Source organism: Dorea ammoniilytica, from assembly GCF_025567415.1.
Taxonomy (GTDB): domain Bacteria; phylum Bacillota; class Clostridia; order Lachnospirales; family Lachnospiraceae; genus Claveliimonas; species Claveliimonas ammoniilytica.
The window spans coordinates 57705-79247 of sequence record NZ_JAOQJV010000003.1 but is presented as its reverse complement, the minus strand read 5'-3'; the positions used below and the strand labels follow the sequence as shown (position 1 = coordinate 79247).

General features: G+C 40.6%; 26 protein-coding genes and 3 pseudogenes. 26 read left to right on the top strand and 3 right to left on the bottom strand.

The genetic code is table 11. From position 1 onward, the window contains the following. Positions 1 to 93 precede the first annotated feature (93 nt). Both OCV65_RS04030 and OCV65_RS04025 read left to right on the top strand, forming a co-directional pair. Positions 94 to 591, top strand: a pseudogene (locus OCV65_RS04030) (sigma-70 family RNA polymerase sigma factor); the annotation flags it as partial. Positions 592 to 938: 347 nt separating this feature from the next. Further along, positions 939 to 2387 carry an ATP-binding protein gene (locus OCV65_RS04025; RefSeq protein ID WP_262581044.1) on the top strand — a complete coding sequence of 483 codons (1449 nt, stop codon included), beginning with the start codon at positions 939 to 941 and terminating at the stop codon, positions 2385 to 2387. Here the strand turns inward: OCV65_RS04025 and OCV65_RS13495 are convergent. Continuing rightward, the gene (locus tag OCV65_RS13495; RefSeq protein WP_416810574.1) at positions 2350 to 2517 is read right to left on the bottom strand and encodes a helix-turn-helix domain-containing protein; all 168 of its coding nucleotides are present in this window, start codon (positions 2515 to 2517) and stop codon (positions 2350 to 2352) included. The two genes, OCV65_RS04025 and OCV65_RS13495, sit on opposite strands and share 38 nt — an antisense overlap. Positions 2518 to 2634: 117 nt before the next feature. On the opposite strand from OCV65_RS13495, the gene OCV65_RS04020 reads away from it, so the two are divergent. The 16 genes and pseudogenes from OCV65_RS04020 to OCV65_RS03945 all read left to right on the top strand — a co-directional run bounded on the left by OCV65_RS04020 (position 2635) and on the right by OCV65_RS03945 (position 12737). Continuing rightward, on the top strand, positions 2635 to 2799 hold the full coding sequence (locus OCV65_RS04020; RefSeq protein WP_199665558.1) for a hypothetical protein: 165 nt from the start codon (positions 2635 to 2637) through the stop codon (positions 2797 to 2799). Beyond that, on the top strand, positions 2787 to 3473 hold the full coding sequence (locus OCV65_RS04015) for a stage V sporulation protein AA (protein WP_262581043.1): 687 nt from the start codon (positions 2787 to 2789) through the stop codon (positions 3471 to 3473). Before OCV65_RS04020 ends, OCV65_RS04015 begins: the two co-directional genes overlap by 13 nt. Further along, positions 3433 to 3855 (top strand): annotated as a pseudogene (locus OCV65_RS04010) (stage V sporulation protein AB). The gene OCV65_RS04015 and the pseudogene OCV65_RS04010 overlap by 41 nt, the downstream one beginning before the upstream one ends. A 17-nt stretch (positions 3856 to 3872) precedes the next feature. Next, complete coding sequence (locus OCV65_RS04005; RefSeq protein WP_262581042.1) at positions 3873 to 4334, top strand: SpoVA/SpoVAEb family sporulation membrane protein; 462 nt, start codon at positions 3873 to 3875, stop codon at positions 4332 to 4334. 83 nt (positions 4335 to 4417) lie between these two features. Beyond that, complete coding sequence (locus OCV65_RS04000) at positions 4418 to 5332, top strand: hypothetical protein (protein ID WP_262581041.1); 915 nt, start codon at positions 4418 to 4420, stop codon at positions 5330 to 5332. A gap of 69 nt (positions 5333 to 5401) precedes the next feature. Next, complete coding sequence (locus OCV65_RS03995) at positions 5402 to 5851, top strand: MarR family winged helix-turn-helix transcriptional regulator (protein ID WP_262581040.1); 450 nt, start codon at positions 5402 to 5404, stop codon at positions 5849 to 5851. Beyond that, complete coding sequence (locus OCV65_RS03990) at positions 5841 to 6512, top strand: hypothetical protein (protein WP_262581039.1); 672 nt, start codon at positions 5841 to 5843, stop codon at positions 6510 to 6512. Before OCV65_RS03995 ends, OCV65_RS03990 begins: the two co-directional genes overlap by 11 nt. Positions 6513 to 6541: 29 nt before the next feature. Continuing rightward, positions 6542 to 7201, top strand: coding sequence for a DNA-3-methyladenine glycosylase family protein (locus OCV65_RS03985; RefSeq protein WP_262581038.1), 660 nt, complete (start codon positions 6542 to 6544; stop codon positions 7199 to 7201). Between the two features lie 304 nt (positions 7202 to 7505). Continuing rightward, positions 7506 to 8192: a TMEM165/GDT1 family protein gene (locus OCV65_RS03980; protein ID WP_262581037.1), complete on the top strand. Its 687-nt coding sequence runs from the start codon at positions 7506 to 7508 to the stop codon at positions 8190 to 8192. A gap of 91 nt (positions 8193 to 8283) precedes the next feature. Beyond that, a pseudogene (locus OCV65_RS03975) lies at positions 8284 to 9633 on the top strand (MATE family efflux transporter). A gap of 404 nt (positions 9634 to 10037) precedes the next feature. Further along, positions 10038 to 10568, top strand: coding sequence for a GNAT family N-acetyltransferase (locus OCV65_RS03970; RefSeq protein ID WP_262581036.1), 531 nt, complete (start codon positions 10038 to 10040; stop codon positions 10566 to 10568). 136 nt (positions 10569 to 10704) lie between these two features. After that, complete coding sequence (locus OCV65_RS03965; protein ID WP_262581035.1) at positions 10705 to 11070, top strand: HD domain-containing protein; 366 nt, start codon at positions 10705 to 10707, stop codon at positions 11068 to 11070. Next, positions 11039 to 11404 (top strand): VOC family protein, encoded by a 366-nt coding sequence (locus tag OCV65_RS03960; RefSeq protein WP_262581034.1) that lies wholly within the window; start codon positions 11039 to 11041, stop codon positions 11402 to 11404. Before OCV65_RS03965 ends, OCV65_RS03960 begins: the two co-directional genes overlap by 32 nt. Position 11405: 1 nt before the next feature. After that, complete coding sequence (locus tag OCV65_RS03955; RefSeq protein WP_262581033.1) at positions 11406 to 11543, top strand: HAD family hydrolase; 138 nt, start codon at positions 11406 to 11408, stop codon at positions 11541 to 11543. Beyond that, positions 11534 to 12001 carry a YbaK/EbsC family protein gene (locus OCV65_RS03950; protein WP_262581032.1) on the top strand — a complete coding sequence of 156 codons (468 nt, stop codon included), beginning with the start codon at positions 11534 to 11536 and terminating at the stop codon, positions 11999 to 12001. Before OCV65_RS03955 ends, OCV65_RS03950 begins: the two co-directional genes overlap by 10 nt. 7 nt (positions 12002 to 12008) lie before the next feature. Further along, positions 12009 to 12737 carry a nitroreductase family protein gene (locus tag OCV65_RS03945; RefSeq protein ID WP_262581030.1) on the top strand — a complete coding sequence of 243 codons (729 nt, stop codon included), beginning with the start codon at positions 12009 to 12011 and terminating at the stop codon, positions 12735 to 12737. 57 nt (positions 12738 to 12794) lie between these two features. Here the strand turns inward: OCV65_RS03945 and OCV65_RS03940 are convergent, their stop codons facing one another. Together OCV65_RS03940 and OCV65_RS03935 are read right to left on the bottom strand one after the other, a co-directional pair. After that, complete coding sequence (locus OCV65_RS03940; RefSeq protein WP_262581029.1) at positions 12795 to 14123, bottom strand: FtsW/RodA/SpoVE family cell cycle protein; 1329 nt, start codon at positions 14121 to 14123, stop codon at positions 12795 to 12797. Between the two features lie 3 nt (positions 14124 to 14126). Beyond that, on the bottom strand, positions 14127 to 14456 hold the full coding sequence (locus OCV65_RS03935; protein ID WP_334307819.1) for a PadR family transcriptional regulator: 330 nt from the start codon (positions 14454 to 14456) through the stop codon (positions 14127 to 14129). A gap of 132 nt (positions 14457 to 14588) precedes the next feature. Between OCV65_RS03935 and nudC the strand changes: the two genes are divergently transcribed. The 8 genes from nudC (at position 14589) to OCV65_RS13310 (ending at position 21493) form a co-directional block, all read left to right on the top strand. Further along, positions 14589 to 15503, top strand: a complete 915-nt coding sequence (nudC, locus tag OCV65_RS03930) for an NAD(+) diphosphatase (protein ID WP_317258777.1) — start codon at positions 14589 to 14591, stop codon at positions 15501 to 15503. Between the two features lie 504 nt (positions 15504 to 16007). Then, positions 16008 to 16790, top strand: a complete 783-nt coding sequence (locus OCV65_RS03925; RefSeq protein ID WP_262581027.1) for an EFR1 family ferrodoxin — start codon at positions 16008 to 16010, stop codon at positions 16788 to 16790. Between the two features lie 83 nt (positions 16791 to 16873). Then, a complete protein-coding gene (locus OCV65_RS03920; RefSeq protein WP_262581026.1) occupies positions 16874 to 17152 on the top strand; it encodes a helix-turn-helix domain-containing protein in 279 nt (92 codons plus the stop codon). Further along, positions 17139 to 18272: a type II toxin-antitoxin system HipA family toxin gene (locus OCV65_RS03915; RefSeq protein ID WP_262581025.1), complete on the top strand. Its 1134-nt coding sequence runs from the start codon at positions 17139 to 17141 to the stop codon at positions 18270 to 18272. The genes OCV65_RS03920 and OCV65_RS03915 overlap by 14 nt, the downstream gene beginning before the upstream one ends. Before the next feature lie 37 nt (positions 18273 to 18309). Then, entirely contained in the window at positions 18310 to 18798 is a 489-nt protein-coding gene (locus OCV65_RS03910; RefSeq protein WP_330666876.1) for an HD domain-containing protein, read from the top strand. Positions 18799 to 18820: 22 nt separating this feature from the next. Then, positions 18821 to 19441 carry a methylated-DNA--[protein]-cysteine S-methyltransferase gene (locus OCV65_RS03905; protein WP_262581092.1) on the top strand — a complete coding sequence of 207 codons (621 nt, stop codon included), beginning with the start codon at positions 18821 to 18823 and terminating at the stop codon, positions 19439 to 19441. Positions 19442 to 19482: 41 nt separating this feature from the next. Then, positions 19483 to 20442, top strand: coding sequence for a ketopantoate reductase family protein (locus OCV65_RS03900; protein WP_262581023.1), 960 nt, complete (start codon positions 19483 to 19485; stop codon positions 20440 to 20442). A 13-nt stretch (positions 20443 to 20455) separates the two neighbouring features. Further along, complete coding sequence (locus tag OCV65_RS13310; RefSeq protein WP_317258775.1) at positions 20456 to 21493, top strand: GNAT family N-acetyltransferase; 1038 nt, start codon at positions 20456 to 20458, stop codon at positions 21491 to 21493. Positions 21494 to 21543: the final 50 nt, after the last annotated feature.

Genomic DNA, 21543 nt, shown 5'->3' with positions numbered 1-21543 from the left:
AGGGGATATATCTTCTTGCGTGTAAAATTTCATATATCTTATTCAAGATAATTACCCTATTGGATAAAGGAAATTTCAAAATTTCCACTATAATACATTATCCCTTTGATCAGTGGCGAGATCAAACGTTTTCTCAGGGATGACGGAATGATCAAAGTCAGCAGGTCACTGAAAGAACTGGCATACAGAGCGTACACCTGTCAGGATAAGCTGCGCAAGAAATGGGGGCGCGATCCGACACTTCTTGAACTTGCGAGAGCGTTGGAAGTGGAGCCGGAGGAACTGACCGCAGCCTTAGAGGCAAGCTCCGATGTGGAGTCTCTGCACAAACCCATTTACCAGAAAGACGGACATGAGATTGAACTTATGGACAAGCTGGAAGAGAAAGAATGCAGGGAAGAAGAACTGCTGAATCATATTGTGCTGGGAGAATTGCTTAAGCGGCTGGCGGGAGAAGAACGTCAGCTCATCTATCTCAGGTATTTTGCCAATAAGACACAGGCAGAGATCGGAGAAGTCATGGGAATCTCGCAGGTGCAGGTGTCACGGATGGAGAAGAGGATATTAAGGAATCTGCGGGAGATGCTGTAAACGCATGGCATGATTAGAATGAAAAGCTGTAAGATTTTTAGAATGGAATCTTATAGCTTTTTCTTTAGATAAATTAAATTGAAAAGGCAATATTGATAGGGTATAATTTTAGTAATTCATATGTTGATAAAAATAGAAATAATTGCGAGAAAGCTGAATATGACACAATGTGAGGAAATAAAGAAAAAATTACAGAAAGCTTTACTGGTTCATACACTTGATGGGAAGAGATCAATAGATTTCGCTAAAAAGTATAAGAGAAAATATTTGAGTTCATGGATTCGGGAACATATGTGATGGTTAAAATATAGAATTATGCTGGAGTTGTTTGGACAGGGGAGGAAAATATGAGTATAAAGGACTGGATTGGTGAAACAACAGAATACGATAAAAAGCTGGCTTTGGAAGTGAAGAAACCAAAAAGTTGGTGTAAAAGTGTCAGTGCCTTTGCTAATACACTGGGTGGAGCATTGATTTTTGGAATATCCAATAGCGAGGAGATTGTTGGACTTGAAGATCCAAATGAGGATGCTGAGAAAATAAGTGAAATTATTAAGACAAGACTAGATCCGATTCCAGAATTTCGTCTTAGATTTGAACAAATTGATAAGGGAAAAGTGATAATCATTCTGGATATTTTTAAGGGCGAAGAGACACCATATTATTATTCTGGTGATGGTGTGCTGGAAGCATATGTCCGTATTGGAAATGAAAGTGTGAAGGCAACTGCAACAGAGTTAAAAAGACTTGTGTTACATGGCAGAAACACATCATATGATTCACAGATTTCTGTGTATAAGGTGGAAGATTTTGCTTTTTCGAAACTCAGAGAAAGATATAAAAAATGGACAGGAAATAGTTTTGATGAGAAAGATCTTGTCTCTTTCGGGTTGGCGAATGAGCAGGGGTATTTGACTAATGCAGGAGCGTTGATCGCAGATGAAAGTCCAATTTACTGGTCCAGACTATTTTGTACCAGATGGAATGGATTAAATAAGAGCGGTGGAACGATAGATGCCTTTGATGATGCGGAATATTCGGGAAGTGTACTTTCGTTGATTGATAATGGAGAAGCGTTTATTAAAAGAAATGCAAAATTAATGTGGAGAAAGACAGCTAATTCCAGAGAGGAAATGCCGGAATATGTAGAACGTAGTTACCATGAGGCGTTAGTCAATGCATTGGCACACAGGGATTATCTTGTGAATGGTAGTGAAGTGCATATTGATATTTACGATGACCATATGGAAATCTATTCGCCGGGAGGTATGCCGGATGGTTCAGTCATTCAGGATAGAGATCCTTTAACAGTTCCGTCTACAAGAAGGAATCCTGTTTTAGCGGATGTATTTAACCGTTTGGGATATATGGAACGGAAAGGCAGTGGATTTGGAAAAATCATTGGCGGATATGAATTTCAGATTAATTATGATGAAAGCAAAAAACCAACTTTCCGTTCAGACAGGTATCAGTTTACGGTTGTGATGCCAAATCTGAATTACAATGTCCCCCAGGATGTCCCTCGGAATGTCCCTTGGAATGTCCCTCGGAATGTCCCTCGGAAAAACAGAGATAATCCTTTGGATATTCAAATATTAAATATGATTAAAAAAGATAATAAAGTAAGTACAGAAAAAATGGCCATGGCATTAGGCATAAGTTCAAAGACTGTTAAAAGGCATATTAAAGATTTAGATATTATTCAATTTGTTGGTCGTGGACGTAGTGGTCACTGGGAGATTATAAAAAAAGAAAAAGTTATCTCCCAGCAGAATTCAGATACTCCGCAGGCGTAACGTGGTATTTTTTCTTGAATAACTGAATAAAGTGACTTTCATTACAGAAGCAGAGTGTATAGCTTATCTCGTAGAGGGATTTCACCTGAGAGAGCATATGCTGTGCTTCTTCTAATTTCTGATCAACAATATATTGATGCAGAGTGATTCCGGTTTCTTTATGTATAAAATTTTTTTAACGGCTCATACTAACTTCACGTACTAAAAGAAGATAAATAGTGTGAATGCGGTAAAAGGAGAATGTGGTATGGAAGAAGCCAGAAAGAAGTTACGGATCTGTATGGTGCTGGTGGTGGCAGCAGCGATCATCGTGGGCTTGATCTACTATTTTCATGATGTGAGAGGGAAAGACTATGCTACAGAGGGAACACTGGTGCAGAGATATGAGGTGCAGACGGTATGTCGGCGGTAAAAGAAACGGTATATATCAAAGGTGACGAATCGGTAGAAGTAACCAGTCAAACGGTGAATCTTGGAGATCTGGTAGAACTGGAATGTTCGGATCCGAAGATTTTGCCCCGTCTTAGGACAATCCATGTGTTGAAATTTGTTGATTCATCGAAGAAATATTCTTATCATAGACGGAGCAGAACGGTTGTATCCGTGCTGAAACTGATTCAGTGCATTCACGATGTATATCCGGCTGTGGATGTACAGAATCTTGGTGCACAGGATATCATCGTCACCTTGGAAAACCAGAAGACAGCAGGGGGGGTCTTACACTGGCTGAAGATTATCACCGTGGTGCTCATATCATTTTCCGGATCCGCATTTTCTATTATGGCTTTTAATAATGACGTGGATGTATCCAGATTATTTAATCAGATCTATGAATGGATGACAGGGCAGCAGTCAAGTGGTTATACGATGCTGGAGATCTGTTACAGTATTGGAATTGCTTTGGGAATATTGATCTTCTTTAATCATTTTGGAAAGAAGCGTTTTTCGGTAGATCCGACTCCGATGGAGGTGGAAATGCGTCTGTATGAAAATGATATACAGACAACACTGATTGAGAATTATTCCAGAAAGGGGAAAGAAGTAAATGTGGATACCACAGATATTGTCAGCAATCATCGGACTTAGCGCAGGGATGCTGGTGGCAGCAGGGCTTTTCTCCTTTATTACAGGACTCGGTGTAATCTCAGATTTTGCAGACCGGACACATACAGGGGAGCATGTGATGCTTTATGAAGATGCCATTGTAGTTGGCGGAATCCTGGGGAATCTGCTGTTCGTGTTTAAGATTCATATTCCGGGAGGCGGATGAATCTTACCGATATTCGGACTGCTTGCCGGAATCTTTACCGGATGCTGGGCAATGGCATTGGCAGAGATGCTGGAAGTATTTCCAATCTTTGTGCGCAGAGTGAAGCTGGTGCAATGCATTCCTTGGGTGATTCTGGGAACTGCACTCGGTAAAACAGCAGGCGCATTATTATTCTTTTCCCGGCACTGGGGAAAATGACGGAGGTCAAGACAAGTATGGATCAGAATGCAAAGAAACAAAGAGAACAGAAAGAATATCAGGAGTATGTAAAAGCGGTAACACCTGTGCACAATTTGTGGATGAATATGACGAAGGCATTTGTAACCGGAGGTGTAATCTGCATGATCGGGCAGGGAATCCTGAACTATTGCAAAGTAGCTGGGCTGGACAAAGAAATCAGTGCCAGCTGGTGTGCAGTGATATTGGTATTTTTATCGGCACTTCTGACCGGATTGAATATTTATCCACGGATTGCCAAATGGGGAGGCGCAGGAGCATTGGTACCGATTACCGGCTTTGCCAATTCAGTAGCGGCTCCGGCAATTGAATATAAAAAAGAAGGACAGGTCATGGGCATCGGTTGCAAGATATTTACCATAGCAGGACCGGTAATCCTGTATGGAACGGTAATCAGCTGGGCCCTGGGACTCGTGTGGTGGATAGGAAGTTTCTTATGATAAAAGCTATTGACAAAATGATAAAACCTCCATATATTTACCAAAGGTAATTAACCAAGGTAATTATATGGAGGTTTTCTATTATGGACAATAGAATGAGAAAAGATATTGCATATTATCACCTTCCGGGACTGTTTGAATTTTATGAATTGTACCGTGTGTTTCTGCCGTTATTTCATGAACATAGAGAATATTTTTATGACTGGTGTGAGATAGCTTCTATTTATGGTGCTCCGGCAGACTGCCTGTGGGGCGGTGGTCGTGCAGGATTTGGAGACTGTGCTCCACAGAAAGTACTGGAACTGATGCGACAATATGAAGTCTCTGCCAGACTGACGTTCAGTAATTCGTTACTGAAGAAAGAGCATCTTTCAGATAAGAAATGCAATACGCTCTGTGCAATGTTTGAGAATAGTGGGGAAGTGAAGAATGGTGTGATTGTTCACTCAGATTTGCTGGCAGAGTATTTACAAGCAAATTATCCGAAACTTTATCTGGTGTCTTCGACAACGAAGGTGCTGACAGAGTTCGGACAATTGCAGGATGAGATTAATCGGGATGAGTTTCGGTATGTTGTACCGGATTTTCGACTGAATAAAGCATTTGACAGATTAGATATGCTGTCCATGGAGCAAAAAGATAAAATTGAATTTCTTTGTAATGAATGTTGTTGGTTTGGATGCAAGGACAGAAAATATTGTTATGAAACAGTCAGCCGTAGGAATCTGGGAGAAGAACAAGGAGATTTTCATTGTACTGCACCGGATTCAGAGTATGGATATCTGTTCTCGAAAGCCATGACAAATCCGGGATTTATCGGTATCCGGGATATTCAACATATATATCTGCCAATGGGATTCTCTAATTTTAAGATTGAGGGCCGGAGTCTGGGAAGTGCACTGATTCTGGAATTTTTATTGTATTATATGACCAGGCCGGAATATCAGCTTCAGGTCAGAGAGAAGATATATCTGGACAATATGCTGGATTTGTTTTAGAAAAAATAATTGACACAGAAGAAGTCTTATATTATAATCGTTCTAAAAAGAACGATAAAGGAGGCGGAGATGTATTTCTGGGATAAGCATAAAACAATTACAAGTTATTATGAATTGCTTTCCGGTGAGGTATGTGAACGGTATGAGTTGACGCAGATGGAATACGATATACTTATGTTTTTGAATAATAATCCTCAGCACAATACCGCAGCAGAGATAGTAAAAGTTAGAAAATCAACAAAATCACATGTTTCAACTTCGCTGAAAAAATTGGAAAACAAAGAACTTGTTGAAAGAAAACAAAGTGAAGATAATAAAAAGCATATTGAGATTTTTTTGTTAGATAAGGCAGAGGAAATTGTAGAAGCAGGAATAAACGCACAGAAACAATTCGCACAAAATGTTTTAAAAGGATTGACAGAAGAAGAAAAGGATATGTGTATCAATGTATTTGACAAGATCTGTGATAACGCAGAAGAATATTTAAGAGAGTATAAGGAGAACACAAATGAAACATAAACCACAGATTCCAGATGTAATGGAAGCAATATTTGATGCAGCGTATTTGATTTTTGATTTAGTTGCTGCAATTTTATTTTTTATATACTCGCAGGGAAATGTATTATTTATTCTTTATGGAATATTAACATTGACTCTTTGCGGAGGAGACGCTTTTCACCTGGTGCCAAGAATTATCAGAGCAATATACGGAAGTAATGATAAAATAAAAAGACAGCTTGGAATCGGATTGCAGGTATCATCTATTACAATGACAATATTTTATATTATTTTAATGTATATCTGGAAATTTACATTTCTGGAACTTATAATACCAGCAGCAATTGAAGCTATCATATGGATATCAGCAGTTGTCAGAATTGTGATATGCATGTTCCCGCAGAACAACTGGTGTACAGATGAAGGAAATATGAAATTATCTGTTATCAGAAATGCAGTCTTTGCAGTTACCGGTATAGGGGTAATTATCCTGTATTGGATTTCAGGGAATACTTATGGATATCATATGACAAGAATGGTCGCAGCGATAATTATTTCTTTTGGCTGTTATCTTCCGGTAACTTTATTCAGTAAAACCAAACCGAAGGTTGGACTATTAATGATTCCAAAGACTTGTGCATATATGTGGATTATTGCAATGGGATTACAGCTTTTATTTTAAAAGCTGTAGTATTTAAAAGGAAAACTCAAATGAAAACTTTTGAATATGGAGAAAAAGAAATTTCATATCTTCGAAGTAAAGATAAAAGGCTTGCGGAAGTTATTGACCAGGTTGGATTGATACAACGAGAAGTAGATGTTGACTTGTTTTCTTCAGTTGTACATCATATTATCGGACAGCAGATTTCTACAAAGGCACAGGCAACAATCTGGAAGCGGATGCAGGAAACGCTGGGTGAGGTTAATGCGGAAACGATACTTTCTGCGGACATTTCCAGGCTGCAGTCTTTTGGGATGACGTTCCGTAAAGCGGAGTATATCTCGGATTTCGCAAGAAAAGTTCACGATGGCACAGTTGATCTGGATGCAGTGTGGCAGATGTCCGATGAGGATGCCATCCGGGAATTGAGCAGTCTGAAAGGTATCGGAGTCTGGACGGCGGAGATGATCTTACTGTTTTGTATGCAGCGTCCAGATATTTTCAGCTATGATGATCTTGCAATTCAGCGTGGACTGCGTATGGTCTATCATCACAGGAAAATTGACCGGAAACTATTTGAAAGATACCGTCGCCGTTTCAGTCCATATTGCAGCGTGGCAAGCCTTTACCTTTGGGCAGTGTCGGGCGGTGCGATTCCGGGAATGAAAGATTATAAACCAAAAATGAAGAAAAAGGAAATAGAGAAATAACCGGTTTTCTGATTGACAAGACTGCATCTATTTGATAATCTTTATTAAGTAATTTCATATTCCATGAGGGAGTAGTTAGCGCGAAAGTGTGGTTTGTCAACATTCTGATTATATGACACGATATAATCTGGCAAATCTTAAATAATGAGACTCATGTATATTGATGAACAGTTTATGTATGATACATCGACTGATAATTGATATACATGAGTCTGTTTTTTTGCACAGCGGGCTTTTGCTCCCAACATCATTTTATATGGGATACGCGTTTTACATCATAACAAGATAAAGGAGAAATCAGGAAATGTTGTTATTTTTAAAGGTATTTTTTACGGAATTTATTGCAGAGATGGGAGATAAAACCCAGCTCATGCTTATTGCTCTTACGTCCAAATATAAGTTAAGAGACATTATAGCAGGAACTGCTGTGGCAATCCTTGTGTTGAATGGACTGGCTGTTCTTGCGGGCGGACTTGTCAGCAAATTTATTCCTGATTGTCTCATTAAGATGATCGCGGCATTCGCATTTCTTTATTTTGCAGCATCAACGATTGCCGGTGACGATGAAGATGAAGAGGAAGAGGGCGGCAAAACAAAGATTAGGTTTGCTCCGCTTGCAGTGTTCTGTACATTTTTTGTAGCAGAACTTGGAGATAAGACACAGCTTACGGCGATTACATTTGGTGCTAATGAAGGGATGAGTGCTGCAGTTATTGTGTGGATCGCCTGTTCTCTGGGACTGTTTGCGGCAGATATTCTTGGCATGTTAGTCGGTTATCTGCTAAAGAGTAAGACCCCGGATGGATTGCTGAATACACTTGCAGTTGTGATATTCTCCGTATTCGGCGTGTTTACTCTTTATCAGGGACTTAAGCTTATAAGTGCAGATGTCTGTCCGCTGCCGGTGTGGCCGGCACTGATAGCCGTAACGGTTGTATTTGTTATCGTGTGTGTCTGTCTCTTCGTGAAGAGAGAGAAGAAAAAGAATTGATTCATTCTTTATGTCATTGCAGTGAGAAATATGATACAATAAGCAGGATATTTAAGAGTATTTTGACAGGAAGTAATCAGGTATTTGTAACATGGAGAGAGACTTAACAACAGGAAATGTATTTAAAACAGTTGTATATTTTTCACTGCCATATCTGTTATCGTATTTTTTACAGACGCTATACGGTATGGCAGATTTATTTATTGTCGGACAATTTGGCCGCGTCAGCAGTACGACTGCAGTGTCGATTGGAAGCCAGATCATGCATATGCTGACAGTTGTGCTTGTCGGGTTGGCAATGTGAGCAACCGTTATGATCGGACGCTGCATCGGTGCAAAGGATTGTAAGAAGGCATCGGAAGCAATTGGAAATACAGTGACCATGTTCATGGGAATTGCTCTCGTATTGATGGTTGTGTTAATTGCAGCAGTAAGACCGATTGTCAGTGTAATGTCTACTCCGGCTGAGGCGGTAGAAGGAACGATTCGATATCTGACTATTTGCTTTATCGGGATTCCATTTATTACAGCACATAATATCATCAGTGCGATTTTTCGGGGGATCGGAGATTCGAAAAGCCCGATGTATTTTATTGCGATAGCCTGCGTGGCGAATATAGGACTGGATTATTTGTTTATTGGTGCGATGGGGCTGGATGCAGCCGGAGCAGCGCTCGGAACGACAATCGCACAGGCGATAAGCGTAATCATCGCATTAAGTGTGATTGTGAAAAGAGGAACCGGAATTAAAATGGTCAAATCCGATTTCCGGCCAAAAGCATACACGATGAAGAATATTTTAAAAGTCGGTGTTCCGGTTGCATTGCAGGATGGATTTATACAGATATCCTTTATTATAATTACCATATTTGCCAATCAGCGTGGATTAAATGATGCGGCAGCTGTGGGTATTGTGGAGAAGATTATTGGAATTCTGTTTCTGGTTCCATCGACGATGCTGTCAACGATATCGGCACTGGCATCACAGAACATCGGAGCCGGCAAACATGACCGGGCGCGTCTTACGCTTAAATATGTACTTGGCATGACGGTCGGGTATGGGCTGCTCGCAGCAACGATCGTACAGTTTGTATCCGTTCCAATGGTTGGATTATTTAGCAGTGACGGATTAGTGCAGATTCTTGGAGGACAGTGCCTGAGAAGCTATGCGTGGGATTGTGTATTTGCAGGCGTGCATTTTTGTCTGAGCGGATATTTTTATGCATATGGATTGTCAATCGTATCATTTATCCACAATTCGATATCCATTATCTGTGCAAGAATTCCGTTGTCGTATTATGCTGCAACACATTTCCCGGATACGTTATTTCCGATGGGATGTGCAGCCCCGGCGGGATCAATTTTGTCTATTATCGTTTGCGTGATCGTACTGGTATGGATGGACAGACATCCGGATAAATATATGGGAAACAAAGATTAGATGTAAACTGCTATGAATGTGTATTGTCTTAGTAAGGTATGCAATTAATGTAAAGGAACACATTGTAACAGGCTTTATAAAAGGATTGTATTTCTTGCTAGTTCAATATTAGTGACATTAACAAGAAGAGTTGCGAGGAATGAAGAGAGCAGCTTAAAAGATCTGTACTTTAAGTGGGAGAAAATGATATGATTTCGATATATTATAATCTATAATATGGTTTTCTAATTGTACCTAATGTTATTGAAAGAGCTATGGGGTATTACATTTCTATCGAGCCTACAATAGAAATTATGGCTGAAGATACAATAGATAAGACAGGCAGTGCAATTAGAAGATGGGAACGGAATAATAGGGGAGGCTATTTGAGAAAAGCAGAGGAAAAAGTGGGAGGGATGTAAATTTTGAGAAGCATACAAATGAATACAGAGCGTTTGACTATCCGCTATATCGAAGAAAATGATTGGAAAAGTATTCAGTCTATCTGGCTGGATTTTAAACAGTCGGAATATGTTATCTATGATAATTATAAAGAGACGAATTCAGAGAGTGTAAAGCAGAGAATTGCCAAGTGGACACAGTTTACCCAAAGCGGAATTGAACATATATTTTTTACCGTGTGTCTTGGAAATGAAGTGATAGGTTATGTTTCGTTGAATATTGAAGGCGATGGTTATGAGATAGGCTATGGATTTCTTGATAAGGTTCATGGAAAGGGCTATGCAAGAGAAAGTATCACGGCAATTCTGGATTACATGAAAAAACTGGGAGTGAAAAGAATCGTTGCGAGAACAGCGTTGAAGAATGTACCCTCTGTCAGATTGCTTGAAAGTCTGGAATTCAAATTAACAGGCACGGAACAGATTTCTTTTTATCAAGACAGTGAAGGTAAGGATATTTATTTTGAAGGCGGAATTTTTGATAGGATGTTATAATGGGTATGAAATAAAAAAGTGCAAGGAGAGACGTTTATGTTGACCTTGCAAATGGTGCTGTATCTGTTTGTTGCGTTTTTGATAGCGGGAATTGTGGTGCTGATTGGCAAGATATAAAGGGGATAGCAGGGAGCATATGATTGCGGAAGCGGTTAATTATATAAAGAATATTTTCCAAAATGATTTCAGTGGGCATGATTATTTTCATTCATTGCAAGTGTATCGTGTGGCCAGAGCAATCGCAGAGCAGGAAAATGCGGATAGGGAGATTGTTTCGAAGATTGGGATGGTTAAAGAAGAATATCAGGGGTACGTTACCATCTCAGTCGATCATTTTTATGAGAAGTTATTTTTGTTGAAGGATATGATGAATACGAATACCGGAAAGAAAATCGCTGAGAAACGAGAAGAATTCATGAGAGCATACGTGGATGAGTTCATGGCAGAGTGGGATGGAAAGGATGCGGACTATGAAGTTGAAGAACATTTTGATCGTGGTTAAGGATATTGAACAGTCGAAACGATTTTACCATGATCTGTTTGGTTTGGATGTGGTACTTGATAATGACGGCAATGTGATCTTGACGGAAGGACTGGTGCTTCAGGATGAACAGATCTGGAGCAGATTTATAGAAAAAGATATCATTCCAAAGAGTAATGCATGTGAACTGTATTTTGAAGAGCGGGATATTGAAGCATTTGCAGAAAAACTAGAAAAGCTATATCCGTCTATCCAATACGTGAACCGTCTTATGGAGAATAGCTGGGGACAAAAAGTGATCCGTTTTTATGATTTAGATGGTAATTTGATTGAAGTGGGGACACAGATGGTATAGAGTGAAAAAAGAAGAAGCACTGATGGTTGACGATGGAAAGTTGACGGACATTGAAGGTGCACTCGGCGTAGGCTGGCGGGCATGCTGGTTTCATGATAAGAAATACATTATGATAGAGGGGAAGGAACAATGTCGTTAGAAAAAGCTGAAAGATATCTGGAACATAAAGGAATGCTTGACCGCGTGATCAGGTTAAAAGAGTCTACTGCAACTGTGGCAGAGGCAGCAGAAGCGTTGGGCGTGGAGCCGGGGATGATAGCGAAGACCATGTCATTTCTGCAGGATGGACAGGCGGTACTGATTCTGACAGAAGGAACAGCGAGGATCGATAATCGCAAATATAAGGATGCATTTCACATGAAGGCGAAAATGATTCCGTTTGAAGAGGTAGAGCAGTGGATCGGACATGTGCCGGGCGGTGTATGTCCGTTTGGAATCCGGGATGGCGTGGAAGTTTATCTGGATGAGAGTTTGCGTCAGTTTGAGACGGTTTATCCGGCAGCAGGAGATGACCATAGTGCGGTTAGATTATCTGTAGATGAATTAGAACAGATTGCCGGAGCAAAAGGATGGGTAGATGTGTGCAAGGAGGCGTAAAGTAAAAATGAATGAGATTATGGAGAGTCTGTATCAGAGAAAGTCTATGAGAGCCTATGAGGACAGGGAGATTCCGGAAGAAATGAAGAAGCTGATCCTGAAAGCAGCATCGCAGGCACCGACAGCGGGATGTCAGCAATTATATACAATTCTTGATATTACGGATCAGAAATTAAAAGAAGCGTTATCGGAAAGCTGCGACCATCAGCCGTTTATTGCAAAAGCACCGATGGTATTAGTGTTCTGTGCTGATTGTAAAAAATGGTATGATGCATACCTGGAAGCAGGATGTGAGCCGAGAAAACCAGGCGTCGGGGATCTGATGCTTGCGGTAACGGATACAGTAATCGCAGCGCAAAATGCGGTAGTTGCAGCAGAGAGTTTTGGATTAGGATCCTGCTATATCGGTGATATTATGGAAAACTGTGAAGAACAGCGGAGATTGCTATGTCTTCCTGATTATGTATTTCCGGCAGCAATGTTGGTATTGGGATGGCCGACGGAACAGCAGAAGCAGCGTCCGAAGCCGGAACGGTGTGAACAGAAGCATATCGTGCATGAGAATACATACCGCGATATGGACGGAGAAGAATTACGTGAAATGTTTGCATACAAATGTAAAAACCGTACATATGAAGAGTGGTGTAATGCATTTTGTAATCGTAAATATAACTCTGATTTTTCCAAAGAAATGAGCAGATCAGTTGAAAAATATCTGGAACAGTTCGGATTATAATCATATGAATAGAGACCTCCTGACAGTGCCGGGAGGTCTCGTCTGTTGTGAAGAAGTTTAACTATTTAATATTTTTACTTTTATATGCGCCGGGTATACATTTTTATATCGATAGACACTGAGCACGATACCGAGCAGTCCATAGCATGTTATGATATAACTTCCACCGGAAGATATGAACGGCAGGAATGTCACCGTTGGTGGAAAGATACCGATATTTTCCAATACATTGATTAGAAGGCTCATGAGAAATACCATGCCGCAGCCACATCCCATCAGCATACCTAACTGATTCTTTTGTCTGATAGCGGTGTTAAAAATGCCAAATACTAATGCCGCTAAGATACAGCACAGCAGAACCGCAGGCAGGATTCCGTACATTGAAGTCAGACAGGTCAGGATATAATCGGAGTAAAATCCAGGCAGAGCTTCTGCGATATTCATGCCGTTATTTCCAACGAAATTGCTGGATGACAGGAAGTCTTGCAGCATCAGCTGTATATAGTTTTCGCTGCCGGAGGAAAACATTGCCTGTAAACGTGCCATCTGGTATGGTGAAAAACGTTGTTGCCAATACAATACCAGAATAAGTACGACCGGTGCGATTGTGAAAATACTCCAGATTGTACAGAGTGATAATGCTTTCTGTACATGAAACCAGCCCTTTCGAACCGCAATGGTCAGCATGACGAGCATGGATACTAACATCAGTCCGGCGGTCATCACAGATGGCAGATATAATACCAGCCAGGCAGGAATGATCATCCACAGAAGAGACTTGACAAGTCCTGCATATCCGGTTCCGCGGTATTTATAAAGGATACCTCCGTAAATGGGAATGTAGAGTAGCATCAATGCCTGAATAGGAATACGGAAGCCTCCAAATAATCCAGATGAAATAAAGTAATGCATACCATTTATTACATTTCCGAAGAGCAGCGTTGAGCAGCACATGGCAATTAATATAGCTGCGATTATCTTAGAAAATCTTGCCAGTAATGTATAATCTAAAAAATATAAAATCATCATGACTACGACTCCGGTTATTACATGGAATGCATATCTGGGTGCCATAGCTGTTCCGTCTCCGGTTACATACAGATCGATCGCCATATGGATCAGGATGCCGATGACACTGATCATAGAGATGATGAGTAACAGCTTCCATGCAATCTGAGGCTTATGGATCCGATCAAGAGACAGTCCGGCTTCAACCGGATCACCCATATCTTTTACCGCTTCTTTTTCGGCATCAGTGCGATTTAATCCAGCAGATATATTTGCTTCAATCTGATCTTCGATATGATCCTGCAGTTCCTGACGGATGTAAGGTCTGGCTTTTTTACATCGGATCTGTTCCAATACTATCTTCAAATATTCATCCATAAGTTATACCTCCAATGCAAGTACATGTTCAACTGCGGTTGCATATTCTTTCCATTCTGCGGTTTTCTTTTCCAGAAGTCCTTTACCATCTTTGGTAAGTGAATAATATTTTCTCGTCTTCCCACCAGCTGCCTGTTCGTATACGGTGAGTAGTCCTTTATCTTCCAGACTGTGAAGAAGCGGGTATAAAGTGCCGGCTTTCATTTCAAATACATTCTGTGATTTCTGACGTAGAGTGTCGATCATTTCGTAGCCGTACATATCCTTTTCGGATAATAATTTTAAAATAAGCATTGTCATACTTCCTGAAACTAATGATTTTTCAATAGCCAATTGATTCACCTCCCATTAATATATCGATAATCTATATATTGGTCATCTATATAATAAGCGAACAGATATGCAGTGTCAAGGGTTTTTTAAATGATTAAATTGGTATATAATTGATGTCAGGATTGTGGGAGCATGAAACGCGAAACAATCCGTAGACATCATTTGAGTAGAATACAAAAAATGAAAGGAATTAAGATACCAATGATACAGGACATTTATCCACACAAATTACACAATGAATACAATCCGTCTGCCAGAGTGCAGGAAAGCAGTCCTATTTTAAATATTTCTAATGGGAAAGTACTGGTTCACACAGAGCAGTTTGATAACGGCATCGTAGCAGTTCCTCTGAAAAAGGAACTGCCGGAGGAATTAGAATATACCTATCTTTTTAAAGTGGACGACAGAGAATATTTTCTGTGGAATGAAGAACTTTCGGAAGATTCGATACCAGAGGGATATTCATACATTGAGGAAAGAAGTATACGTAAAGAAAGCAAGGGTCCTTGTGAGGAAGTCTTTGCAGTTACGACAGCGAAGCATCTGTCAGATTGGTACAGAGATACCTGCTTTTGCGGAAGATGCGGCACGAAGATGGTGCCTCATGATAAGGAACGTGCAATGAGCTGTCCGTCTTGTGGATATATAGCGTATCCAAGAATTATGCCGGCGGTTATCGTGGGTGTGAAAAATGGAGATAAATTATTACTTACCAAATATCGCACCGGATTTGCACATAATGCGCTGATTGCCGGTTTTACAGAGATTGGAGAAACGGCAGAAGAAACGGTTATGCGTGAAGTAATGGAAGAAGCCGGAATTAAGGTCAAAAATATCCATTATTATAAGTCGCAGCCGTGGGGAACTGCGAATGACCTTCTCCTTGGGTTCTACTGTGAAGTAGATGGGGATGATACCATTACCATGGACCGCCATGAGTTAAAATATGCGGAGTGGGTACAGAGAGAAGAGATTGTGCTTCAACCGGGTAACTTTAGCCTGACGAATGAGATGATGCGCAGATTTAAAGAAGGGTATGAAGTATAAATTATATATATAAATTGGGATTAAAAGAACAGGGTACTTGAAACTCCAAGCACCCTGATGTATAATTTACTCAGAAAGTGAATCGGATGTGAATCCGATTTGCCCTCGATTAAAAATGAATTAAAAGAATGACATCCTTAACTTTGAGCGGTAGGGGATGTCATTTCTTTTTATTATTATGATTATCTATGTAAGATAGAGCCGCAAAAATTACTAGCAATAAAGTGAGAACTTCCATTGTGTTCATAGGGCATCACCCTCCTTTATAGAATAGAGGGCATCTGATAAGTGGAAAAACATCCTGCCTTCGTTTCGATTATACGATATGAGTATAACATAAATGCATTTGGTACACAAGCAATTAGTGACAATTGGTTACCATACCTGTTTTTTGTGTTATAATATATTATAAACGAGATGGACAGAGTATAAGTTGTTTGAATTTATGCTGCCATTTTTATAAATATTGATTGCACAAAATTGGAATTGCAGGAGGTGCAGGATATGATTATATACTTTTCGGGAACAGGAAACAGCCGTTACATTGCGAATCGGATCGCAGATAATATTCGTGATGAATTGATTGATGCAAACGATAAGATTAAGAGACGTGACACAAGAACTATAAAAGTGAATGACCGTCTTGTTGTCGTTACACCGACATATGCATGGAGAATTCCATGGCTTGTACGGGATTGGATTAGAAAAACACATTTTCAAGGTGTCAGGCAGGTGTGGTTTGTAATGAGCTGTGGTGCTGAGATTGGTAATGCGGCAAAATATAATCGGCTGTTGTGTGAGGAAAAGGACTTTGATTATATGGGAACAGCACAAATTGTGATGCCTGAAAATTATATTGCGCTGTTTCATACACCTGAAACGGAGAAAGCAAGACAGATCGTATCGGATGCGGAACCTGTGATAGATAATGTGTGCAGACAGATTGTGACCGGACATGCATTTGCAGCACCTCGCAATAATCTGTATGACCGTGTTATGAGCGGACCTGTAAACAGGCTGTTTTATCCTTTATGCGTAAAAGCTAAAGCATTTCATGTCAGTGATGATTGTATTGGATGTGGAAAATGTGTAAAGCTATGTCCGTTAAATAATATCACATTGGAAAATGGTAAGCCGGTCTGGGGCAGAAAATGTACACATTGTATGGCGTGCATTAGTTACTGTCCGGAGAAGGCAATTGAGTACGGTAAAAAGAGTTCGGAGAAGGAAAGATATTACTTTGAAAAGTTAATCTGTTGCTATTCGAAAATAGAAATGATAAAATAATAATAGATAAAATATTGTATAAAACAGTGTAAATCAAGCGATTTTGGATAAAATATTATCTACTGATAAAGAGGTGAAAACACATGGAACAATTGCTGTGGGAAACAGCGGAAGAGTTGGATCAGAAGCTGGCACAAAGGATAAGAAATATCAGAAAACGACGTTCCATTTCCCAGGAGAAACTATCTGCTATGAGTGGCGTAAGCTATGGTTCCATCAAAAGATTTGAAGCGACTGGACAGATTTCTCTGATCTCCCTGACCAAGATTGCCATGGCTTTGGATATTGCGGATGAACTTAGGAGTATTTTTACGCAGGTATCATATAAGAATATTCAGGAGGTTATTAATGAAACCAAATAATGCATTGCAGGTTCTCTACGATGGGAGGCTCGTTGGAACGCTGGCTATGACCGCAGATCATAAAGTGGCATTTCAATATAGTGAAGAATGGTTGGAGTATGGATTCCCAATCAGTCCATTTTCTCTTCCAATGAAAAATCAGGTTTTTGTTCCAAACAAAGACTATTTTGATGGACTTTTTGGAGTGTTTGCAGACAGTTTGCCAGATAATTGGGGAAGATTGCTGTTGAGCCGGCTGTTGCGAGCCAATGGGCAAAATCCGGATAAACTTACGGCTTTGGACCGGTTGGCTATTGTTGGAACTGCAGGAATGGGGGCGCTTACCTATTATCCAGAAAAGGAAATACAGGAAAAACAGGATCATAGTAATCTGGATGAACTTGCGGAGCAATGTCAGAAACTGTTGAATACAGAGTATTCCGATAAACTGGATGAATTATACCGCCTGGGAGGTACCAGCGGCGGAGCCAGACCGAAAATCATGACAATCATTGAGGGGGAAGAATGGATTATTAAATTTTCAGCCCATGTAGATGGAAGGAATGCAGGAAAGATGGAATATGACTATTCCTGCTGTGCCAGACAATGTGGCATTACCATGAGCGAAACCAGATTATTTCCATCGGACAAATGTGAGGGGTATTTTGGAACCAAACGATTTGACAGAGTGATGGATAACGGCGGTCAAAAACGAATCCATATGCTGACTGCCGCTGCTCTTCTGGAATTAGATTTTGAACAGCCGAGTCTGGATTACCATAGTTTGATGAAGCTGACGAAAATATTAACCAGAGATCATCCAGAAGATGTGAAAAATATGTTCCGCAGGATGTGCTTTAATGTATTTGCGCATAACCGTGATGATCATTCTAAAAATTTCACATATTTATACCATGAAGCAGAGGATTGCTGGCGGTTGAGTCCGGCATATGATCTCACTTATAGTAATACTTATTACGGAGAACATACAACTACCGTTGATGGAAATGGGCGCAATCCTGGAGAAAAAGAGATTCTGGCAGTCGGCGTCGCCGCTGGGATGGAGAGAGCGGAATGTAAGAGGATCATGAACCAGATCGAGGATTGCGTGAATCAGATGCTGGGGAAATATCTTATGTAGGGAAAAAGGGTATAAATCGGATTTGAGGTGACAGATTATGACAATTGCAGAGATTATGAAGAAAATGATAACTTTTTCGAATGGAAATATACATGATATTGATCATTTTTTGCATGTGTGGTCGTATGCAAAAATGATTGGCGAACTGGAACAGATAGACCCAGAGACGCAGTATATTCTTGAAGTGGCAGCGATTACGCATGATATTGCCTGCCCGTTATGCAGGGAAAAGTATGGCAATACCAATGGCAAGTATCAGGAAGAAGAAGGAATCCCATTAGTGACAGATTTTCTGTCAGATACAGGCATGACGAAAGAACAGATTGAGCGTGTGGCATATCTGGTAGGACATCATCATACATACACGGATATTGATGGAATCGATTATCAGATTCTGATAGAAGCAGATTATATTGTGAATGCCTGTGAAAGTGGATATAGTAAACAGAATATCAGTGATTTTATGGATAAGATTATGAAGACAGCAAGCGGTAAAACGATTGCGAAAGAGGTGTTTCATGTCTGAGTGTTATGAGGAAGAACAGACTATGATGACAAGAGAGGAAGCACTGGAATTTGGTATGTCATTTCCAAATGTATATGAAGAAAGACCGTTTCGTGATCCGAATTGGCAATTGGTGAGAGTTAAGGGAAGCAAAAAAGCTTTTTTATGGATTTATGAGCGCGAAGGTTATACAAATCTGAATGTGAAAGTTGATCCGGAATGGAGAGACTTCTGGCGGAATACATATGATGCTGTGATCGCAGGATATCATCAGAATAAGGAGCATTGGAATACCATTATTCTGGATGGTACGATACCGGATAAAGAGATTCAGAGAATGATATCAGAGAGCTATGATCTGGTCACGGACAGTCCGACAAAACGGATATACGAAGCGGTCAAACGGATTCCCCAAGGCCATGTTGCGACATATGGGAAGATTGCAGAGATGGCAGGCAATCCTCGGATGTCAAGAGCGGTGGGGAATGCGCTTCATAAGAATCCGGATCCTGAGCATATTCCATGCTTCCGGGTGGTGAATTCCAAAGGAGAACTTGCCGGAGCATTTGCATTTGGCGGAGGCAATGTACAGAAAGAATTGCTGGAAGCGGATGGAGTCGAAGTGATTGATGGGAAAGTTAATCTTGAAAAGTATGGGATATAATACCGTGAAATGTGTCGGTTAGATTACGGAGGTACAGAAAGATGAAAATCAGATCAGTTGCAGTACTCGGAGCAGGGGCAGTTGGAGCTTATATAATCTGGGGTGTTTCAAAATGTAAGGATATCAAACTTGGCGTGATCGCAGAAGGAGAACGCGCGGAGCGTCTGACGCGGAATGGTTGTATGATCAATCAGGAAACCTATCATCCGGAAGTATGGACACCGGAAGAAGCCAAGGGTGTAGATTTAATTATTGTAGCATTGAAATATGGTGCATTGCCGGGAGCTCTTGACAGTTTGCGAAGAAGTGTGGGAGAGCATACGACTGTAATGAGTCTTATGAACGGAATAGACAGCGAGGAACTGATCGCGGCAGAAATCGGCGCGTCGCATGTATTACCATCGCTGATTAAAATAGCATCTCACAAAGAAGGAACCGGTTACTGTTTTAATCCGGAAACTACGATTGGGATTATATTTGGTGAACTTGAAGCACCATATTATAGCGCACGGGTGCGGGCGATAGAAGAGTTATTTGAAAATGCAGGAATGCGTTACCGTATTACGGAAGATATAGAGGCTGAAATCTGGAGCAAGTTCCGGTTAAATGTTTCTAACAATCTGCCTCAGGCAGTTTTGGGAGCGGGAGTAGGATGTTACCAGGACAGTGTACACATGAGAGCCATTAGTACAGGACTTCGTAGAGAACTGGAAGCGGTTGCGGAAGCGAAAGGGATTGATCTGAGTAAAGCAGATACATCATCTAACCATGGAAGTGCCGTACCACCGACAGCCAGATATTCTACGTTGCAGGATCTGGATGCCGGCCGCCATACGGAGATTGATATGTTTTCAGGAGCACTCATGCGCATGGGACAAGAACTTGGCATTCCGACGCCGTATAACGAATATACCTATCATATGATCAAAGCACTGGAAGAGAAGAATGACGGGAAATTTGATTACACTGGGCAGAGCAGTGAGACAACCTGTGCAAAATAAAAGGGGGAAGCTTATGATATTAACTACTGAGAGACTGATTCTTCGTCCGTGGAAAGAGACTGATGCAGAGAGCCTTTATGAATACGCAAAAGATCCGGATATCGGACCAAGTGCAGGATGGCCGGTGCATCAGAATATTGCGGAAAGCCGTGAAGTAATACAAAATGTATTTCAGGGAAAAGAGTGCTATGCAGTCTGCGAAAAGGGAACCGATCGGGCAATCGGTGCGATTGAATTGAAACTGAATGGCAGTACAGATATGACAGAGCAGGACAAAGAGTGTGAGCTTGGATACTGGCTTGGAAAGCCATTCTGGGGTAGAGGTTATATACCTGAGGCGGCGGAAGAACTGATCCATCGTGGATTTGAAGACCTCGGAATGACAACAATCTGGTGCAGATATTATGATGGGAATGAAAAGTCTAAAAGGGTACAGGAAAAGCTTGGATTTTTATATCATCATACCTGTGACGAAGTGCCGGTACCGTTGTTAAATGAAGTACGAGTGGAACATACAAATTATATGACGGGAAATCAGTGGAAAATGCGACATGAACGAAGGGAGAAAATTAAAATGTTCAGACCAATCAGAAGAAAGAAACGTATGATTTCAGAGAAAGATGCAAAGAAACTGCTGTTACACGAAAAACGGGCAGTCCTGGCAGTAAATGGGGATGACGGGTATCCATTTGCATTTCCGATTAATTATTTTTATGAACCGGAGAGTGAAAAGATTTATTTTCATGGAGCGAAAGCGGGACACAAAGTAGATGCGCTGAAAAAGGATGATAAAGTATGTTTTACAGTCTATGGAAATGAAAAGCATGAAGAAGGTGACTGGGCACCGTATCTGCAGAGTGTGGTTATATTTGGCAGATGCCATCTGATTGAAGATAGTGGGATTACAGAGGCAAAGGTACGGGAGCTTGCTGAAAAATATTATCCAACAAAAGAAGAAATAGATGCCGAGATAGCAGCGGATATCAAAGCAGTACAGCTCTATGAGATTACGATTGAACATATGAGTGGCAAACAAATCCACGAAAAATAAAACCTGCTGCTTATTGCAGAATGCATGAGAAAACGGGGCGTGGCAGCTAT

Coding starts and splice junctions, on each gene's coding strand:
- OCV65_RS04025 (WP_262581044.1), top strand. CDS start 939: ATGAGTATAAAGGACTGGATTGGTGAAACAACAGAATACGATAAAAAG.
- OCV65_RS04020 (WP_199665558.1), top strand. CDS start 2,635: ATGGAAGAAGCCAGAAAGAAGTTACGGATCTGTATGGTGCTGGTGGTG.
- OCV65_RS04015 (WP_262581043.1), top strand. CDS start 2,787: ATGTCGGCGGTAAAAGAAACGGTATATATCAAAGGTGACGAATCGGTA.
- OCV65_RS04005 (WP_262581042.1), top strand. CDS start 3,873: ATGGATCAGAATGCAAAGAAACAAAGAGAACAGAAAGAATATCAGGAG.
- OCV65_RS04000 (WP_262581041.1), top strand. CDS start 4,418: ATGGACAATAGAATGAGAAAAGATATTGCATATTATCACCTTCCGGGA.
- OCV65_RS03995 (WP_262581040.1), top strand. CDS start 5,402: ATGTATTTCTGGGATAAGCATAAAACAATTACAAGTTATTATGAATTG.
- OCV65_RS03990 (WP_262581039.1), top strand. CDS start 5,841: ATGAAACATAAACCACAGATTCCAGATGTAATGGAAGCAATATTTGAT.
- OCV65_RS03985 (WP_262581038.1), top strand. CDS start 6,542: ATGAAAACTTTTGAATATGGAGAAAAAGAAATTTCATATCTTCGAAGT.
- OCV65_RS03980 (WP_262581037.1), top strand. CDS start 7,506: ATGTTGTTATTTTTAAAGGTATTTTTTACGGAATTTATTGCAGAGATG.
- OCV65_RS03965 (WP_262581035.1), top strand. CDS start 10,705: ATGATTGCGGAAGCGGTTAATTATATAAAGAATATTTTCCAAAATGAT.
- OCV65_RS03960 (WP_262581034.1), top strand. CDS start 11,039: ATGAAGTTGAAGAACATTTTGATCGTGGTTAAGGATATTGAACAGTCG.
- OCV65_RS03950 (WP_262581032.1), top strand. CDS start 11,534: ATGTCGTTAGAAAAAGCTGAAAGATATCTGGAACATAAAGGAATGCTT.
- OCV65_RS03945 (WP_262581030.1), top strand. CDS start 12,009: ATGAATGAGATTATGGAGAGTCTGTATCAGAGAAAGTCTATGAGAGCC.
- OCV65_RS03940 (WP_262581029.1), bottom strand. CDS start 14,123: ATGGATGAATATTTGAAGATAGTATTGGAACAGATCCGATGTAAAAAA.
- nudC (WP_317258777.1), top strand. CDS start 14,589: ATGAAACGCGAAACAATCCGTAGACATCATTTGAGTAGAATACAAAAA.
- OCV65_RS03925 (WP_262581027.1), top strand. CDS start 16,008: ATGATTATATACTTTTCGGGAACAGGAAACAGCCGTTACATTGCGAAT.
- OCV65_RS03920 (WP_262581026.1), top strand. CDS start 16,874: ATGGAACAATTGCTGTGGGAAACAGCGGAAGAGTTGGATCAGAAGCTG.
- OCV65_RS03915 (WP_262581025.1), top strand. CDS start 17,139: ATGAAACCAAATAATGCATTGCAGGTTCTCTACGATGGGAGGCTCGTT.
- OCV65_RS03910 (WP_330666876.1), top strand. CDS start 18,310: ATGACAATTGCAGAGATTATGAAGAAAATGATAACTTTTTCGAATGGA.
- OCV65_RS03905 (WP_262581092.1), top strand. CDS start 18,821: ATGATGACAAGAGAGGAAGCACTGGAATTTGGTATGTCATTTCCAAAT.
- OCV65_RS03900 (WP_262581023.1), top strand. CDS start 19,483: ATGAAAATCAGATCAGTTGCAGTACTCGGAGCAGGGGCAGTTGGAGCT.
- OCV65_RS13310 (WP_317258775.1), top strand. CDS start 20,456: ATGATATTAACTACTGAGAGACTGATTCTTCGTCCGTGGAAAGAGACT.